The organism is Amycolatopsis sp. NPDC104863 (assembly GCF_055582965.1).
The window spans coordinates 1,308,101-1,324,813 of sequence record NZ_JBVJOW010000002.1; the positions used below are offsets into that span (position 1 = coordinate 1,308,101).

The following is a 16,713-nucleotide window of genomic DNA, read 5'->3' on the forward strand; positions in this document are numbered from 1 at the left end:
CTTGCTGCTCAGAGCTCGGCCGTGGCGCAGGCGGCTGGTCCGCCGACGCCCCCGGCGCCTGCGGCTGGTCTGCCGCGGGCCGAGCGTCGACGGACTGGCGTTCCGGACCCTGCGGCTCGGCCGCGTGCTGCGGGCCAGGCGATTCCGGAGTCGGCGGCTGGTCCGCCGCGTGCCGTGCCTCGACGGATTCGCGTTCCGGAGCCTGGTCCGCCCTGGACGATTCCGGGGTCGGCTGGTCCGCCGCCCGTGGCTCGGCGGACTGTTGCTCCGCGCGCTCGGGTTCCCGCCGGGTCTCCGGCTCGGAATCCGCCGAAGCATGACTCGGCTCTTCACCGCGTGACTCGGGTTCCGACGCAGTCCGCGACTCCGGTTCCGAAGACGCCTGTGGCTCCGGCTCCGACGACTGCCGCGACTCCGGTTCCGGCGACGGCTCCCGCCGCGACTCGGGCTCCGACGACGCCCCCGACTCCTCGCCCGAACCCCGCCGCGACTCCCCAGAGTCCCGCGAGTCCCCCGAGCCGGAGTCCGAACCCCGCCCGGCCTCCCCGGAGTCCGCCGAGCCAGAGCCAGAGCGAGAACTCGAGTCGCCGGAGTCCGCCGAACCAGAGCGAGCCCCCGAGTCGCCGGAATCCCCCGAGCCGGAGTCCGAGCCAGAACCCGAGTCCGAACCACCGCCCCCATCCGACCCCGCCCGCGGAATGTTCGCCTCATGAACCGAATGCATCTCCGCCTTGGCGCCATCAACGGCCCCACCGACCGCCCCACTCGACGCCCCGGTCAACAACTGCTCCGCAGTCAGCGACCCCAAATCCCCGGTAACCGCCGCCTGCCCGACAGTCTGCGCAACCCCCTCAACCGCGCCCCGAGCCCCAGCCCTCATGGCGGCGTCCGCGATCTGACCGCCGGCGCTGTGCGAAAGCCCCTCGGTCGCCCCGCGCCCGATCGCTCCACTCCCCGCGCCGACCACTCCGCCGACCGCGCCCGAGATCGCCGAGTCCGACGTCTTCGACCAGTCCCAGCTCTGACGATCCCCCTTCGCCATCTGCAGGCCCTGGATCCCCGCGTCCATCCCCAGGTTGATGGCCTCGTTCTTGAGGACCTCCATGCCGATCTTCTTCAGGCCCTGCTTGAGCAGCTTCTCCAGCAGCTCCTTCGCGACCTGCTTGAACCCCTGCTGCGCCAGCTTCTCGAGCAGCTGCCGGAACAGCATCTGCACGGTCATCCGCGTCGCGATCTGGGCCGGCGCGATGCCGGCCGTCGAGCCGCCGAACGTCACCGCGGCCGCTGCGATCATCGCCGCGATCTGGGCGGCCAGCACGATCAGCGAGATGATGATCATGTACTTCGTGTACTCGACGTCCAGGGCCGTCTGGTCGCACGAATCCCCGAGGGCCTTCGTCGCGTCGGCGAGCTGCTTGAAGTACGCCTCGTCGCCCTCGACGAACTTCTTCCACTGCTCGACGAACGCGTCGGCGCCGTCACCGGTCCAGTTGTCGCGGATGCCGCCCGCCGCCTGGTTGCCCGTCTCCGACGCCGGGGCGATCGCCGACGACGCCGTGTGCCAGGCGTCCCTCAACAAGCGCAGCTTGGTTTCGTCGCCTTCGGGCCAGCTTTCCCCGACGACGATCGGCAGCAGCCACTTGACCGCGTCGGGCATCTCCATACCCACGCGTCATTGCCCCTTGCTCAACTGGGACGTCACGTCCTCGTCGGCGCCCGACAGCGCCTTCATCGACTGCGCGACGTTCTGCTGCATCCCCCGCAACCCCTGCACGAGGTTGGTGAACCCTTCGACGGCGCCCTGCGAGCCGGGCACGTAGTCCTTCGCGAACTCCTTGCCGGAGTCGTCGCCGCCCCAGCACTCGCCCTGCGCGGCGAGGGCGCCCTGCAACGTCTTCAGCGCGTTGTCGAGGCCGTCCGCGGCGGTGACCAGGCCGTTCGAGGCGCGCAGCACCGCGTCCGGTTCCGCGGTGAAGCCGGAACCCCCGTCCGGCATCAGTCGCCCCTCGTCATCCAAGACGCCGGCGGCTCCTCGTCCTCGTCACGCGGCGGCCGGACGCGCTTGGGCGCGGGCTTCGGGGCGGGCATCGGCGGCGGCGCCTGCTCGTTGCGCATGATCGACCCGCCGTCCTCGAACGACTCCGGCCGCGGCGCCTCGACCGGCTCCTCGACGAACTCCGGGATCGGCGGCACCAGCCCGGCCAGCGACGGCGCGCCCTCGACGAGGTCGGCGAGGTCGGGCAGGCCTTCGGTGATCGGCGCCATCAGGTCCGCGATCTTCTGCTTGACCTGCAGGGTTCCCTGCCGCACCACCGTCTGGACGGTGTTCGCGAGCTGGGCGGGGGTCGTGCGCTCGAACGCGTTCGGCGAGAACTCGAGCTTCGTGAGGTTGGCGCCGGCGTCGATGGTGGCGCGGACCAGGCCGTCGGGGGACGTCACGTGGGCACTGGTCTCGGCGGCCGCGGCCTGGGCGTCCCGCAGCTGGGCGGTCTGCCGTTCGAAGTTCTCCAGCAGGGTGTCCATCTGGTCCTTCATCGCGGCATTGCGTGCTTCGAGCCGTGCACGGTCGTCGCCCGCGGTGGTCACAGGTGCCCCCGGTGTCCCTCGAACCTACTAATGACTTGCCGTCACCCTAATGCCAATGGAGCAGTGCCCGTGACCGGTTCGGCGGTTTGCCTCAGCGAATCGTGCGCCGCCGGGCGACCAGGTACCCGGCCCCGCCGACGAGGTAGCAGGCGGTCGCGGCGATCAGCAGGCCCGGCGAGCGGCCGTCGGCCGGCACCACCAGCGCGCCCAGCGAAACCGCCGCCACCTGCGTGATGTTGAACAGCGTGTCGTACAGCGCGAACACCCGCCCGCGGGCTTCGTCGGCGACGTCGAGCTGGATCGACGAATCGACACAGAGCTTCAGCACCTGCCCGGCCCCGGTGATGACGAACGACGCGAGGAGCGCGAGCGGCAGCAGCATCGGCAGGCCGAACGCGGACTGGGCGATCGCCGCGAGCAGCAGGGAACCGAGCACCGCGCGCAGCCGGCCGAACTTCCGGATCAGCCGCGCGGTCAGCAACCCGGCGAGCAGCAGGCCGGCCCCGGCGAGCGCGGCCATCTGCCCGAGCCCGGGCAGGCCGGCGCGGAAGAGCCCGTGGTCGGTGAAGTAGTTGCGCATCAGCAGCACGGTGACCAGCAGCGAGACCCCGAACGACGCTCGGTGCGCGAACAGCGCGACGAACCCGGCCGTGACGCTCGGCGCGCGCCAGGCGTGCTTCGCGCCGTCGGCCAGCCCGCGCGCGACGGCCAGCACGGGGTTCGGCGGCTCGTCGACAACCGTGGGCCCGAGCACGCCCCGCGCGAAACCGCGCGCGAGGAACGCCGACACCAGGGTGCCGATCACGGCGAACGCCGTGGTCTCGGCCGAGCCGACGTCGTTGCTGCCGAAAAGCGCGCGAAGGCCGATCGCGCAGCCGCCGCCGATGACGGCGACCACCGAGCCGAGCGTGGTGGCGAAGGCGTTCGCCGTCACGACGCTCTCTTCCGCCACGACGTGCGGCAGCGACGCCGAGAGCCCAGACCCGATGAAGCGGCTGATGCCCTCCGCGGCCAGGGCCAGCGAAAACAGGCCGATTCCACCGAATCCGAAGCCGACGGCGGCAGCCGCGCAAACGATTGCGAGCCCGCGCAGGAGGTTCGCGAAGATGAGGACCTTCCGGCGGTCCCAGCGATCGAGGAGCGCACCGGCGAAGGGGCCGACAACCGAGTACGGCAGCAGCAGTGCGGCGAACCCGCCGGCGATCGCGAGCGGGTCGGCGGCACGCTCGGGGTTGAACAGCACGGCGCCGGCGAGACCGGCGCGGAAGACGCCGTCTCCCCAGCTCGCCGCGAAGCGGGTGAAGAGAAGACGGCGGAAGTCCGGGTCCTTGAGCAGCTCCCGGGGGCCTTTTCGCGTCGCCACACCGGCGCTGGTCGTCACAGGCCAAGAGTAGGTGGTCGACGCACTGAGGTCGCCTCTCGGCGGCTATGCGCAGTGTGGCTCCAGCCGGACGGTATTCCACAAAGGCGGTTCTTCAGTGAGCCCGGGGGACACGGAGTGCGCCGACCAGTGTTTCAAACGAGGCGGGTGGGGCGATTGTTCCCGAGCCGAAGTAATTCGCCGGGCCAGGAGTGAGATCATGGGTCGCGTGCCAGCGGACGCCGAGGTTGAACCGGGAACGCTCCTGGTCGCCGCCCCCACGATGGTCGACCCCAACTTCCGGCGGACCGTCGTGTTCGTCATCGACCACCGCGACGAGGGCACGCTCGGCGTGGTCCTCAACCGGCCGAGTGACGTCGCCGTGCACGACGTGCTGCCCAACTGGGGCGGGCACGTCGCCGAGCCGCAGGCGGTGTTCGTCGGCGGGCCGGTCGAGAAGAAGACGGCGCTGTGCCTGGCCGCGCTGCGCACCGGCGAGACGGCGGCGAGCGTGCCGGGTGTCATCGCGGTCCGCGGGCCGGTCGCGCTGGTCGACCTGGACACCGATCCGGAAGTGCTCGTGCCGAAGGTGCGTGGCGTACGCGTCTTCGCCGGCTACGCGGGCTGGGACTCGGGGCAGCTGGCGAGCGAGATCGAGCGGGACGACTGGGTCATCGTCCCCGCGCTGCCGAGCGACATCCTGGCCTCGCCGAACGGCGACCTGTGGAGCCAGGTGCTGCGTCGCCAGGGTGTCCCGATCGCGTTGCTGGCCACCCACCCGGGTGACCTGCAGCGGAACTAGGCGTCTTCCTTCTTGAAGACCCCGCAGCCGCCGGCGCCGCACGCGCAGCCGCTGCAGCCGGCGGGCGCCGCCGGAGCCGGGGCGGGCACGGTCAGCGCGGCCCGGTTGCCGAGCACCCCACCGCCCATGACCAGCACGAGCATGGCGAGCACCCCGGCGACCGCGGCGGAAACCAGCCCGGCGGTCGTCGGCATCGCGAGCCCGGCCAGCCCGGTGAGCACGGAGATCGCGCCGCCGGCCATGGTCGGCAGCCCCGCGACGCGGTTGGCCAGCTTGAACGCTTCCTCACTGCGCAACGCGGCCTGCGTGCGCACGCCGGTGCCGCCTTCGCGCGTCAAGCGCTCGCGGAAACCGAGGAACCCACCAAAACCGACGAGCAGACCCAGCACGACCGGAACCAGCGCGATAGCGAACACGGCTCAAGGATAAGCGTGACGTCCCGGCAACCTGCCGGATACCCTGGTCGACTGTGCTACAGGCCATGTCACGACGTGTACTGCCCACAGTGTTGGCCCTTGGTCTGATCGGGGGAATTCTCGCCGCGGCGCCGGCGGAAGCCACCGAGCGTCACCAGCGGCCCGTCCGGCTGCTCGGCGGGCAGATCGTCCCGAACGCCCTGCAGTTCCAGGGCACGACGGTCGGCGGCCTCTCCAGCATCGACTACGACCCGCGGACCGGCGGGTACGCGCTGATCTGCGACGACCGCTCGGCGATCAACCCCGCCCGCTTCTACACCGCGACGTTCCCGGTGTCCGCGAAGGGCGTCGGCCCGGTCACCTTCACCGGCACGAAGCCGTTCCTGCGCCCGGACGGCACGCCGTACCCGCCGCTCGCGCAGAACGACCCCACGAAGCCGCAGAACGAGCAGACGATCGACCCCGAAGAGCTGCGCGTCGACCCGTGGACCGGGGGCTACTACTGGTCGCAGGAGGGCGAGCGCACGGCGACGACGCTGATCGACCCGTCGATCCGCGAGGCGCGCCGCGACGGGAAGTACGTCCGCGACCTGCCGATCCCCGCCAACGAGAAGATGACGCCGACGACCGGCCCGCGGCAGAACCTGGTCCTCGAAGGCCTCACCTTCGCCGGCTTCGGCGCGCTGATCGCCAGCGAGGACGAGGGCCCGCTGCTGCAGGACGGCCCGGAGTCGACGCTCACCACGCGCGGCGTCTCGCGGATCACGCTGCAGGGCCGCTACGGCCCGGTGCTGGCGCAGTACGCCTACCAGCAGGAGCCGATTTTCGCGGCACCGGTGCCCGCCGGCGCGTTCGCCACGACCGGCGTCTCCTCGATGCTGGCCGTCGACCAGGCCGACCCGACGAAGTACCTGATGATGGAACGCTCGTTCGTCACCGGCGTCGGCAACAAGGTGCGCGTCTACGAGATCGACACCAAGGGCGCGACGAACATCCTGAACGTCAAGTCCCTGGCCGACGCCCAGCACGTCAAGCCGGTCAAGAAGCGCCTGCTGTTCGACGCCGCCGACCTCGGCCTGTCCACTGTGGACAACCTCGAGGGCATGACCTGGGGCCCGAAGCTGCCGAACGGCGAGCGCAGCCTGGTCATCGTCAGCGACAACAACTTCGCGGCCACCCAGGTCACGCAGTTCGCGGCAGTGGCGGTCCCCTCCGAACGGCTTTGACCAGCAAGTTACGATGAAGGTATGAACACGGCTCGGCTGCTCCTTAGCCTGCCGCGCTGACCGGGTCCGGCCCGGCCGGCGCGGCGACCCCTCATGCCCTGGTGGCTGAGGGGTCGAGTTGTTTCTGGAGTAGCTCGATACGCGAAGGAAGACGGCGATGACCGAGTCAACTGGGACCGACGTCCCGGCGCACCGCTACACGGCCGCGCTGGCCGGCCAGATCGAGCAGCGCTGGCAGGACCACTGGGCCGACCAGGGCACCTTTCACGCGCCGAACCCGGTCGGGCCACTCGCGGTCGAGGGGCAGCCGGTGCCCAGCGACAAGCTGTTCGTCCAGGACATGTTCCCGTACCCGTCGGGCTCCGGCCTGCACGTCGGGCACCCGCTGGGCTTCATCAGCACCGACGTCTTCGCCCGGTACCACCGGATGATCGGGCGCAACGTGCTGCACACGATGGGCTTCGACGCGTTCGGCCTGCCCGCCGAGCAGTACGCGGTCCAGACCGGGCAGCACCCGCGCAAGACGACCGAGGAGAACATCCAGACGTACCTGCGCCAGATCCGGCGCCTGGGCCTGGGTCACGACGAACGCCGTCGCATCTCCACGATCGACCCGAACTACTACCGCTGGACCCAGTGGATCTTCCTGCAGATCTTCAACTCCTGGTACGACACCGACGCGGGCAAGGCGCGCCCGATCGCCGAGCTGGAGGCCGCGTTCGCCGACGGCTCGCGTGCGGTGCCCGGAAACAAGGACTGGGCGTCGCTGAGCGCCGCCGAGCGCAAGACGGTCATCGACGACCACCGCCTGGTCTACATCTCCGAGGCGCCGGTCAACTGGTGCCCGGGCCTGGGCACGGTGCTGTCCAACGAAGAGGTCACCTCCGAGGGCCGCAGCGAGCGCGGCAACTTCCCCGTCTTCCGCCGCAACCTGCGCCAGTGGATGATGCGGATCACCGCGTACGCCGATCGCCTGGTCGACGACCTGGACCTGCTGGACTGGCCCGAGAAGGTCAAGTCCATGCAGCGGAACTGGATCGGCCGCTCGCACGGCGCCCGCGTCACGTTCAAGTCGGCTGACCACGGCATCGAGGTCTTCACGACCCGGCCGGACACCCTGTTCGGCGCGACGTACATGGTGCTGGCGCCGGAACACCCGCTGGTCGACGAGCTGACCACGCCCGCGTGGCCGGCGGAGGCCGACGAGCGCTGGACCGGTGGCGCGGCGACCCCCGCCGAGGCCATCAAGGAGTACCGCGTCGCGGCGTCGCGGAAGTCCGAGCTGGACCGGCAGGAGAACAAGGAGAAGACCGGCGTCTTCACCGGCGCGTACGCGACGAACCCGGTGAACGGCAAGGAGATCCCGATCTTCGTCGCCGACTACGTGCTGATGGGGTACGGCACCGGCGCGATCATGGCCGTGCCGGGCCAGGACGTCCGCGACTGGGAGTTCGCCGAGAAGTTCGGGCTGGAGATCATCCGGACCGTGCAGCCGTCGGAAGGCTTCGACGGCAAGGCGTTCACCGGTGACGGCCCGGCGATCAACTCCGGCTTCCTGGACGGCATGGACGTCGCCGAGGCCAAGAAGACGATCATCGAGAAGCTGGCCGAAGACGGCACCGGCGTCGGCACCGTGCAGTTCAAGCTGCGCGACTGGCTGTTCTCGCGCCAGCGCTACTGGGGCGAGCCGTTCCCGGTCGTCTACGACGAAGACGGCGAAGTCCACGCCGTGCCCGAGTCGATGCTGCCGATCGAGCTGCCCGAGGTCGCCGACTACTCGCCGGTGACGTTCGACCCCGAGGACCGCGACTCGATGCCGTCGTCCCCGCTGGCCCGCGCGACCGACTGGGTCGAGGTCGAGCTGGACCTGGGTGACGGCCCGAAGACCTACCGCCGTGACATCAACACGATGCCGAACTGGGCCGGCTCCTGCTGGTACCAGCTGCGGTACCTGGACCCGACGAACAGCGAAACGTTCTGCGCGCCGGAAAACGAGCAGTACTGGATGGGCCCGCGGCCCGGCGAGCACGGCGCGGACGACACCGGCGGTGTCGACCTGTACGTCGGCGGTGTCGAGCACGCGGTGCTGCACCTGCTGTATTCGCGGTTCTGGCACAAGGTCCTGTTCGACCTGGGCCACGTGACGTCCAAGGAGCCGTACCGGAAGCTGTTCAACCAGGGCTACATCGAGGCGTACGCGTACACCGACTCGCGCGGTGTCTACGTCCCGGCCGAGCAGGTCGAGGAGCGCGGCGGGAAGTACTTCTTCAACGACGAAGAGGTCACCCAGGAGTACGGCAAGATGGGCAAGAGCCTGAAGAACGTCGTCACGCCGGACGAGATGGCCGAGAACTACGGCGCCGACACGTTCCGGTTCTACGAGATGGCGATGGGCCCCCTGGCGATGTCGCGTCCCTGGGCGACGAAGGACGTCGTGGGCGCGCACCGGTTCCTGCAGCGGCTGTGGCGCCTGGTCGTCGACGAGACGTCCGGCGAGCTGCGAGTGTCCACTGAGGACGCTTCGGAGGCGGACCGGAAGGTGCTGCACCGCACGGTCGCCGGCGTCCGCGAGGACTACGCGGAGATGCGGTTCAACACGGCCGGCGCGAAGCTGATCGAGCTGAACAACCACGTCACCAAGGTGTACGGCGCGGCCGCGTCGACCCCGCGTGAGCTGGCCGAGCCGCTGGTGCTGATGCTGGCGCCGCTGGCCCCGCACCTGGCGGAGGAGCTGTGGCACCGGCTGGGCCACGCGGATTCCCTGGTGCAGGGCCCGTTCCCGGTGGTGGACGAGAAATACCTGGTGGAGGACACGGTCGAGTACCCGATCCAGGTCAACGGCAAGGTCCGCTCCCGCGTGACGGTGGCGGCTTCCGCGTCGTCGGACGACGTCCAGGCGGCCGCGCTGGCGGACGAGAAGGTGTCGGCGCTGATCGGCGACGGGAGCCCGCGCAAGGTGATCGTGGTGCCGGGCAAGCTGGTCAACATCGTCCTGTGACATCCGGGGCTTCGCCCCGGGTCGGGGGCTTCGCCACCCGGACCCCCGAAAGCCGGCGGTAGCGCGCTGTCGGAAAGCCGCCGGTGCTCGTCGGTCATCCCCGATTTGATTGAACGGTCAAGGAAATCCGTTCGATCGAAGGAGAACCGGGGATGACCCTCGACGGCAAGGTGGCACTGGTGACGGGCGGCAGCCGCGGCATCGGCGCGGCCACGGCACTGCGGCTCGCCGAGGACGGCGCCGACGTCGCGCTGACCTACCAGCACAACGGCGTCCTGGCGGCCGAGGTGGTCGAGCAGATCAAGCACCTCGGCCGCCGCGCGCTGGCGATCCAGGCGGACTCGGCGGACGCCGCCGCGGTGTCGGCGGCGGTCTCGGCGACCGTCGCCGAGTTCGGCCGGCTGGACGTGCTGGTGAACAACGCGGGCGTCGGCTTTGTGGGCGCCTTCGCCGAGACGGCGCTCGAAGACGTCGACCGCGTGCTCGCGGTGAACGTCCGCGGCGTCTTCGCGGCGACCCAGGCCGCGGCCGCCCACCTGGGCGAAGGCGGCCGCGTGATCACGATCGGCAGCTGCGTGACCGACCGGGTGCCCGGCCCGGGCATGGCGCTGTATGCGACGAGCAAGGCGGCGATGGTCGGCCTGACCAAGGCGCTCGCGCGGGAGCTGGGGCCGCGCGGCATCACGGTCAACCTCGTCCACCCCGGCCCGACCGACACGGACATGAACCCGGCGGACGGCCCGTACGCGGCGGACCAGCGGGCGTTCATCCCGTTCGACCGCTACGGAAAGCCGTCGGAAGTCGCCTCGGCGGTGTCCTACCTGGCCGCACCGAGCAGCGCCTACGTCACGGCCGCGACCCTTTCGGTCGACGGCGGTCACGCGGCCTAACCGGAGTAGAGCCCGATCTCGCGCGCCAGGTCGATGAGCATGGACTCGAAGAGGACGTCCGGCTTGGACATCGGGATGGGGTAGTTGCCGAAGACCTCGAGCGTGACGTGCCCGTAGAGCCGGGCCCAGAACTGGATCATCAGGTACGTCACGCCGAGGTCGATCTTCTCCACCGGCACGTCCTGGTCGGACTCGACGAGCACGGCGACCAGCGACTCCTGGAACGTCTTGAGGTCGTCGCGCAGCTCGTCGGGCACCCCGCTGGCCGAGGGCAGGACGACGTCGGTGCGCGCGAGCACCCGCCCGGCGGCGGCCAGGAAGATCCGCCCGAACGGCTCGTCGACCCGGCTCAGCGCGGAGCCGGCAGCGGACCCGACACCGCCGGTCGGCGACGCGAAGACGAGCGTGAACTCCTTCGTGTGGGTGAGCGCCCACCGCCGGAAACCCTTGCAGATGGCGAAGAGCTGCAAGATCCCGTCGTCCGGCAGCTCGGCGATGTCCTCGGCGAGCTCGTCCGCCAGATCCGCGCAGACGTCCAGCCGCAGGTTCCCGACAAGATCGTCCCGCGATTCGTAGTACCGGTAGAGCGCGGGCGCGGTGATCCCCAGCTCCCGCGCGATGGCACGCAGGGTGACCGCCTCCGGCCCCTGCTCGACGAGCAGCTTCCGGGCGGTCCGCCGGATGTCCTGTTCGGTAGCCGCTCGCGCGCGACCCCTCCGAGTGGGGTGGCTCATCCGAACAGTCTAGGCGCTTACTACGACAAGTCTTGCATTAACGCGGCCCCGGGTGGTCACGGAAAGGCGCAGCTCAGGCCCTCGCCTTGAGGTTGGTCAATACGGTGTCGGCGACCTCGGGCGCGGCGTCGAAGCAGTCCTTGCCTTGGGCCGCGGACTTGTCGCCGAGCGTCAACGCCATCGAGAACGCCAGCTTGTCGGACACGCCGACGACGACGACACAAGAGCGCTTGTTGTCGGTGTTCGTGTAGGCGACGGCCGGAAATCCCTGGACCGCATCGAGCGGCTGCCAGCGTGCGGCTTTGGGCTGCACGTTCTGGTAGGCCAGGCCGATTCCCTGATCGGACTTCGTCTGGTAGGCGACGGAGATGCCCGCTCCCGATCCGGAAGCGCTGCTCCACTGACAGAGCGGGCCGAGCTCGGTGTCCGTCGGCTTGGCCGGGGTCGGCTGCCCGAGGAAGTGGGTCAGCTGGCTGCCGGTGAGCGCGCTGTCGCAAGGACTGCCGTCGAGTGCCGTCGCCGGAAGGGGACTCGCCACCGCGGGCACGTCGCTGCCGGCGGATGTGGTGCTCGAAGGTGCGGTTGTGGTGGTCGCCGGTGCCTGGGGGGTGCCGCCGCACGCGGAGATCAGCAAGCCGCCGGCCATGATCGCGGCCATGCTCATCGTGGATCGCTTTGTCATTCGAGGGTCCCGTTCGTGTCGTCTGCCGCTTGCCGCTCGGCCGCCACGACCATGCCGAGCGCCTTCTGCAGACGTGTGATCAACTCGGACAGATAGTTGTACTGGTAGTCGAGATGGCCCTGGTAGAAGCGACCGGTCTCGTTGACGCCGTTCTGACCGAGGACGGCACTGGTGCTGGCCGGCTCCTGCGCCGGCGGCGTCGCCTGCGACAGCACCTGCGCGGCGTCGCGCTGCTGCTGAATCGAAATCCGCAGATCCGTCGCCTTCTTGAGCATCGCGCGCATCTCTTCGCTGCTCATCGCGAATCCCTGCCCACCGGCCGGCCGCGACGCGCCACTGGGCAGGTCCGTCGCCCAGAATCCCAGGCCACTGAACATCGAGCTCGTCATCGTCCTCCCCCTAACCCGTTCAGCGTTGCGTACAGCACCTCGGTCAGCGCACTCCGGGTCCCCGGCTGGAAACTGACCATCCGCTCCCGCCCGGGATACACGTACGTCAGCACGCGCCCGGCGCCGGCGACGTCCACCGCCGTGATTGGCGCGCTCCGGACTCCCCGGTTCACCGCGTAACACTGGTGCAGGCCCGTGCGCTTGGCCGCCATCAGACGTCGCGCCCAGACCAGGGGGTCGGGGCCGCGGTCGTCGGTCGGGTCGCTGAGGTCGTACGAGTCCTCCCGGGCCGAAAACCGCGACTCCGGGATCGCCACCGGCGAAATCCGGGCGGGCGGGACCGGCGGCAGGACGTCGACCATCGACTCCGCCAGGTACGACGGCTCCACGAGGTCGATCCGGATCGAGTCGTCCTTGCGGATCAGGCGGAGCGCGTCCCGGCCGGTCGTGGAGACGAGCACCGCGCCCGACTCGTCCGCGTCGATGTCGCCGAGCCAGGCCGTGAACTGGTGGGCGCCCTTCGCCAGCACCCGCAGGACGTCGCGGAACTCGCGCGTCAACGTGCCGCCCGCCGCGAGCCGGAGTGACGTGAGGACGTCGAGGACCTTCTCCTCGAGCCGCTTGCGGGTTTCGTCGCCGAGCCAGAGGTTGTCGCTGCCGAGGACCGCGGGGGGTGGGCCGTGCCGCTCCCACTCCCACGCGGTGAGCAGAGCGGCCTTGGGCAGGAAGATCACAGCCCGATCACCGGCGGCACGGTCCGCTCGTCCGGCCCGCCGAAGACGCTCTCCGGGTCGGCTTCCACCAGGTACGACGCGCGCTGGTGCTCTTCGTCCTCGGACTTGCCGCCCTTGGCGCCGTGGCCCATGCCGCCCATGCCCGGGGAGCCCGGCTTGCCCGCCGCGCCGCCGCGCATCCCGCCGGGTGCGCCCGGACGTCCTTCGCCCGGGACCGACGCGCCGGTGGACGCGCCCGGGCCGCGGACGCCGGATCCACCGCCAGACGACGAGCCTGGTCCGAAACCACCGCCGCCTGGGCCGAAGCCACCTCCGGGACCGAAGCCGCCCACGCCGGAACCCGGCCCGGAGCCCGGGCCGAAACCGCCGCCCGGTCCGGTCCCCGGCGGCTGATAACCCGGCGGGAACTGCGTCGACGGCGGCACGTAACCCTGCGCCCGGACGCTGTCGTCCACGCCCGGCGGCGACACGTGCGGCGTGATCTGGCCCGGCGGAGGCGGGGGTGGAGGCGGCGGCTGCTGGACGTTGGGCGGGTGGACCGCCGGCGGCGGCTGCACCTGCGCGCCGATCGGCCGGTCGTCGTCACCACCACCGTCGACCCGCGGCCGCCTGCCGGGCGGCACGACCGGCTTCTTCGGGTCGTTCACCGTGAAGTCGCCGCCGGTGTACTCGCGGAGCTGGCCGTAGTCGATCGTCCGGCCCGCGGTGTTCGAGCTGGACTGGTGCGAGTACGCCGTGTACCGCTCGACGTTCTCCTGGGCCTTCCGGTTGAACTGGTTGATCTTGTCTTCGGTGTCGGTGTCCCACGGCGTCGCGACGTCCCAGGCGCTGCGCGTCGGCGGCTGGTCGGTGACGTCCGGGTGCAGCGAGTTCTTCAGCTGGTGGAACTGGTCGATCTGCGTCTGCGACAGCGTGGAGTTGCGGTCCAGGGTTGTGGACGCGGAGGTAGCGGACGCCGTCAGCGGCTGGAGGCGCTCCCGGGCCGCGTCGGCCGAGCTGCCGGTCCACGCGGACTCGAGGCCGGACGTGAGCTCGCGCGTGCCCTGCTCGAGCTCACGCTGGTACGTCGACTGGTCCACGCCCGCCTGGTGCACCTTCTGCAGCGACTCCGTGCCGGGCCCGGACATCACGGCCTTGACCAGCTGCCCCGGTGACATGCCCGCGGCCTGCGGGTTGTCCGCTCCGGTGCCGGTCTGCGACCCGACGTACGCCCCCACGACCGCGCCGGGCAGCCCGCCCGCGAGCAGGCCGACACCGGCGCCGGTCAGTACCTTGCCGAGCCCGTCGGACCCCGACTGGACGGCGTGCGCGATCTCAGACCCGACGTGCTTGGCAGCGTCGAGCATGTCGCCGAACAACCCCACCGAACTGCGCTCCCCTCGCGGTTCGACCTCCCCCTGACGTTCACGGACGATACCGCACCGGTCACTGAACGTGGAGCGGATCGACCTGGTCAGGGGTCCGCACCTGCCGCCGTGTCAGCGGCCGCAGCAGCCACATGCACACCACGACCATGCCGAGCGCGCAGAAGAAGTGCACGATCCACGCCCCGGCGAGCGAGGGCCCGCCCCAGGAGTTCGCCGCGGTCGGGTCCGACGCCCAGAAGATCCCGTAGGTGGCGACGCGCCCGACGAGGTACCAGACCAGCAACGCCACCACGAAGGACGCCGCGCTCGCGGGCAGCGCGCCGCGTCGCGGCTCGGCACCGAGGCAGCGCCGCGAGAGCCGCCGTCGCGCCGCCGGGCCACCCAGGTATGCCGGGAGTGCGAGGAGTGCGTAGATCGCCCGTTTCCAGTCGAAGATGCTCATGAAGATCACGCTAGGAGCCGCTGAGCTGCCGAAACACCCGGTTGACCACCCGGCCGGGTGGGGAAAACCGCGGGGCCTTCGTCACACCGAGCGGAAAGGCCCGTAACTGTCGGTGCGGTGTGCCACACTCGGTCGCCGTACGGCTACTGACGTGAACGGGGAGGTTCGCGTGACGAACCCTGAACAGCTCTTCGCCGGCTTCGAAGCCAGGATGGCCGAGGCGCAGCAGAAGGCTGATCGGATGCGCACCGAGATGGCGACCGTCTCGGTGGCGGAACGCAGCAAGGACGGCCAGATCGCGGTCAAGGTCAACCACCTGGGCAACCTGGTCGGCCTCGAAATCGGCCACGCCGTGCGCGACAAGCCGAACCTGGCCGACCAGATCCTCCGAACGGTCCAAGCCGCGCAGAGCAGGCTGGCGACGGCGGTCCAGTCGGCCGTCCCCTCGCTGGCGGGCACCGAGACGATGACCGAACTCGTCGACCAGCTGCACCGCGAGTACCCGGAGCCGGCGCCCGAGGGAGGTCGTGAGACCGCTGACGACGGCGCCCGGTTCATCGCGGAAGAGGAGCCACCCGCGCCGCCCGTTCCCGAGCCGCCGCGCCCGGCCCGCCCGTCGGCGGACGACGGCACGGACGACGACTACTTCGGCGAAGGCGACTACCTGCGCTGAGTCGCGGAACGGGGAGGGAAAGATGGCCGGGCAGAGCGGTCCGGGGTTCGACGAGAACCCCGAGGCGATCGACGAGCACGCCAAGCAGATGGAAGCGACGTTCGACGTCCTCAAGCAGGCGTTGGCGCTCGCCCACGACCAGCCGGCCGGGCCGGACGCGTTCGGCCTGATCGGGCAGCTGTGCCAGCTGAGCACCTGGTGCGGCCACGTGTCCGGGCAGGCGACGGACACGCTCCAGGCCGCGGTCGACGGCGCCGACTACCACGTGGAAGCCGTCCGCAAATGGGCGAAGCAGCGCCGGGTGGACGAAGAATCGGCCTCGGCACTCGTGAACCGGGCTTCGGGAGGCGGAAATGGCTGACAGCCCCATGATGACCGAGGCCAAAGGTCAAACGGATTCCGAGAAGTACGTGGTCGACAGCGCCCTCGAAGGCGCCGGCGCGCTTCAGGACTACTACGGCGGCCTCGAAAAGGTCCTGCACGGGGACTGGACCGAGGGCCTGTTCAGCCTCGCGAACGCCGGCCTTGGCGTGAAGGACATGCTCAAGGACGGGAACCCGTTCGAGACGCTGATCAGCTGGGGCCTGGGCTGGGTGATCGAGCACGTCGACTTCCTGAAGGAGCCGCTGGACTGGGTCACCGGTGACCAGGACGCCCTCGACCTGGAGGGCAAGAAGTGGGAGGTGATCGGCGAGCACGTCCAGAAGACCGCCGAGCAGTTGACCGCCGAGGTGCGGAAGAACTGCCTCGACTGGAAGGGCAAGGTGGCCGACCAGTACCGCGTGTACGTCCAGAAACAGCTGGACGCGTACGCGGCCCTGTCGGATTCCGCGACGAGAGTCGCGCAGGTCATCGCGATGTGCAAGACGATCCTGGACGTCGTCCGGACCCTGATCCGCGACCTGATCACGGACACGCTCGCCAAGATCATCATGATCCTGTGCCGCACCCCGCCGCCGGGCTACCCGGCGGCGCTGGCCGCCGAGGGCGTGCCGTACGCGGTCAAGCAGGGCGGCAAGATGGTCGAGCAGTGCGGCAGGCTGGCTCGCGCCTTCGCCCACGCCAAGGAGTTCCTCCGTTCTCTCGGAGACTTCTTCAGCCGGGTGGTCAGTGCGGTCGGGACCGCGGGCAAGGAGATGTTCGAGGGGTTCGCGAAGGCCGCCGGGCAGGAGGCCGGCATGAAGGCCTTCGAGCAGCTGGCGACCTTGCCCGGGCAGACCGCCGGGGAAGACCAGCACGACCGTGACGAAACGTCGATCGTCCCGGAGGACCACTCGTCGAACTACCCGGTCGACCAGGTCCCGCGGTCCGGGCCGGTGACCGCGGACGACGACGGGCAGCCCTTTTCCGGCCGGCCCGGTGCCCAGCGGATCTCCGGCTCGATCGAGTGACCGGCGTCGTCGCGAGACCGCCT

At 70.3% G+C, this 16,713-nt stretch carries 17 protein-coding genes and 1 pseudogene; 7 read left to right on the plus strand and 11 right to left on the minus strand.

What is annotated here, in order from left to right:
• Positions 1–1,231: 1,231 nt before the first annotated feature.
• The 4 genes and pseudogenes from ACZ63J_RS15975 to ACZ63J_RS15990 all read right to left on the minus strand — a co-directional run.
• Positions 1,232–1,663 (minus strand): annotated as a pseudogene (locus ACZ63J_RS15975) (WXG100 family type VII secretion target); the annotation flags it as partial.
• A gap of 9 nt (positions 1,664–1,672) precedes the next feature.
• Complete coding sequence (locus tag ACZ63J_RS15980) at positions 1,673–1,996, minus strand: WXG100 family type VII secretion target (RefSeq protein ID WP_465400077.1); 324 nt, start codon at positions 1,994–1,996, stop codon at positions 1,673–1,675.
• Positions 1,996–2,535 carry a YbaB/EbfC family nucleoid-associated protein gene (locus tag ACZ63J_RS15985; protein ID WP_465400076.1) on the minus strand — a complete coding sequence of 180 codons (540 nt, stop codon included), beginning with the start codon at positions 2,533–2,535 and terminating at the stop codon, positions 1,996–1,998. Before ACZ63J_RS15985 ends, ACZ63J_RS15980 begins: the two co-directional genes overlap by 1 nt.
• Before the next feature lie 142 nt (positions 2,536–2,677).
• Positions 2,678–3,967 (minus strand): MFS transporter, encoded by a 1,290-nt coding sequence (locus ACZ63J_RS15990; protein ID WP_465333313.1) that lies wholly within the window; start codon positions 3,965–3,967, stop codon positions 2,678–2,680.
• A 199-nt stretch (positions 3,968–4,166) separates the two neighbouring features.
• Between ACZ63J_RS15990 and ACZ63J_RS15995 the strand changes: the two genes are divergently transcribed.
• Complete coding sequence (locus ACZ63J_RS15995; protein WP_465306559.1) at positions 4,167–4,748, plus strand: YqgE/AlgH family protein; 582 nt, start codon at positions 4,167–4,169, stop codon at positions 4,746–4,748.
• Here the strand turns inward: ACZ63J_RS15995 and ACZ63J_RS16000 are convergent.
• Positions 4,745–5,164, minus strand: a complete 420-nt coding sequence (locus tag ACZ63J_RS16000) for an SdpI family protein (RefSeq protein ID WP_465306561.1) — start codon at positions 5,162–5,164, stop codon at positions 4,745–4,747. The two genes, ACZ63J_RS15995 and ACZ63J_RS16000, sit on opposite strands and share 4 nt — an antisense overlap.
• Positions 5,165–5,229: 65 nt before the next feature.
• Here ACZ63J_RS16000 and ACZ63J_RS16005 point away from each other — a divergent pair, with 65 nt between their 5' ends.
• The 3 genes from ACZ63J_RS16005 (at position 5,230) to ACZ63J_RS16015 (ending at position 10,278) form a co-directional block, all read left to right on the plus strand.
• On the plus strand, positions 5,230–6,390 hold the full coding sequence (locus ACZ63J_RS16005; protein ID WP_465400075.1) for an esterase-like activity of phytase family protein: 1,161 nt from the start codon (positions 5,230–5,232) through the stop codon (positions 6,388–6,390).
• 157 nt (positions 6,391–6,547) lie between these two features.
• Positions 6,548–9,388, plus strand: a complete 2,841-nt coding sequence (leuS, locus tag ACZ63J_RS16010) for a leucine--tRNA ligase (RefSeq protein ID WP_465400074.1) — start codon at positions 6,548–6,550, stop codon at positions 9,386–9,388.
• A gap of 152 nt (positions 9,389–9,540) precedes the next feature.
• Complete coding sequence (locus tag ACZ63J_RS16015) at positions 9,541–10,278, plus strand: SDR family oxidoreductase (protein ID WP_465333318.1); 738 nt, start codon at positions 9,541–9,543, stop codon at positions 10,276–10,278.
• Here ACZ63J_RS16015 and ACZ63J_RS16020 read toward each other — a convergent pair.
• From ACZ63J_RS16020 to ACZ63J_RS16045, 6 genes are all read right to left on the minus strand, one after another.
• Entirely contained in the window at positions 10,275–11,012 is a 738-nt protein-coding gene (locus ACZ63J_RS16020; RefSeq protein WP_465306569.1) for a TetR/AcrR family transcriptional regulator, read from the minus strand. The two genes, ACZ63J_RS16015 and ACZ63J_RS16020, sit on opposite strands and share 4 nt — an antisense overlap.
• A 73-nt stretch (positions 11,013–11,085) precedes the next feature.
• Positions 11,086–11,694 (minus strand): DUF3558 domain-containing protein, encoded by a 609-nt coding sequence (locus tag ACZ63J_RS16025; RefSeq protein ID WP_465400073.1) that lies wholly within the window; start codon positions 11,692–11,694, stop codon positions 11,086–11,088.
• Positions 11,691–12,083 (minus strand): hypothetical protein, encoded by a 393-nt coding sequence (locus tag ACZ63J_RS16030; RefSeq protein ID WP_465400072.1) that lies wholly within the window; start codon positions 12,081–12,083, stop codon positions 11,691–11,693. Before ACZ63J_RS16030 ends, ACZ63J_RS16025 begins: the two co-directional genes overlap by 4 nt.
• Positions 12,080–12,817: an ESX secretion-associated protein EspG gene (locus ACZ63J_RS16035; protein WP_465400071.1), complete on the minus strand. Its 738-nt coding sequence runs from the start codon at positions 12,815–12,817 to the stop codon at positions 12,080–12,082. The genes ACZ63J_RS16030 and ACZ63J_RS16035 overlap by 4 nt, the downstream gene beginning before the upstream one ends.
• Positions 12,814–14,181: a hypothetical protein gene (locus tag ACZ63J_RS16040; RefSeq protein ID WP_465400070.1), complete on the minus strand. Its 1,368-nt coding sequence runs from the start codon at positions 14,179–14,181 to the stop codon at positions 12,814–12,816. Before ACZ63J_RS16040 ends, ACZ63J_RS16035 begins: the two co-directional genes overlap by 4 nt.
• A 61-nt stretch (positions 14,182–14,242) precedes the next feature.
• Entirely contained in the window at positions 14,243–14,626 is a 384-nt protein-coding gene (locus tag ACZ63J_RS16045; RefSeq protein WP_465400069.1) for a hypothetical protein, read from the minus strand.
• 169 nt (positions 14,627–14,795) lie between these two features.
• Here ACZ63J_RS16045 and ACZ63J_RS16050 point away from each other — a divergent pair, with 169 nt between their 5' ends.
• Genes ACZ63J_RS16050 through ACZ63J_RS16060 form a run of 3 tightly spaced genes read left to right on the plus strand, consistent with a single transcriptional unit; the run spans position 14,796 to position 16,690 of the window.
• A complete protein-coding gene (locus tag ACZ63J_RS16050) occupies positions 14,796–15,299 on the plus strand; it encodes a YbaB/EbfC family nucleoid-associated protein (protein WP_465306581.1) in 504 nt (167 codons plus the stop codon).
• Between the two features lie 22 nt (positions 15,300–15,321).
• The gene (locus ACZ63J_RS16055; protein ID WP_465306583.1) at positions 15,322–15,660 is read left to right on the plus strand and encodes a hypothetical protein; all 339 of its coding nucleotides are present in this window, start codon (positions 15,322–15,324) and stop codon (positions 15,658–15,660) included.
• A complete protein-coding gene (locus ACZ63J_RS16060) occupies positions 15,653–16,690 on the plus strand; it encodes a hypothetical protein (protein ID WP_465400068.1) in 1,038 nt (345 codons plus the stop codon). The genes ACZ63J_RS16055 and ACZ63J_RS16060 overlap by 8 nt, the downstream gene beginning before the upstream one ends.
• Positions 16,691–16,713 lie beyond the last annotated feature (23 nt).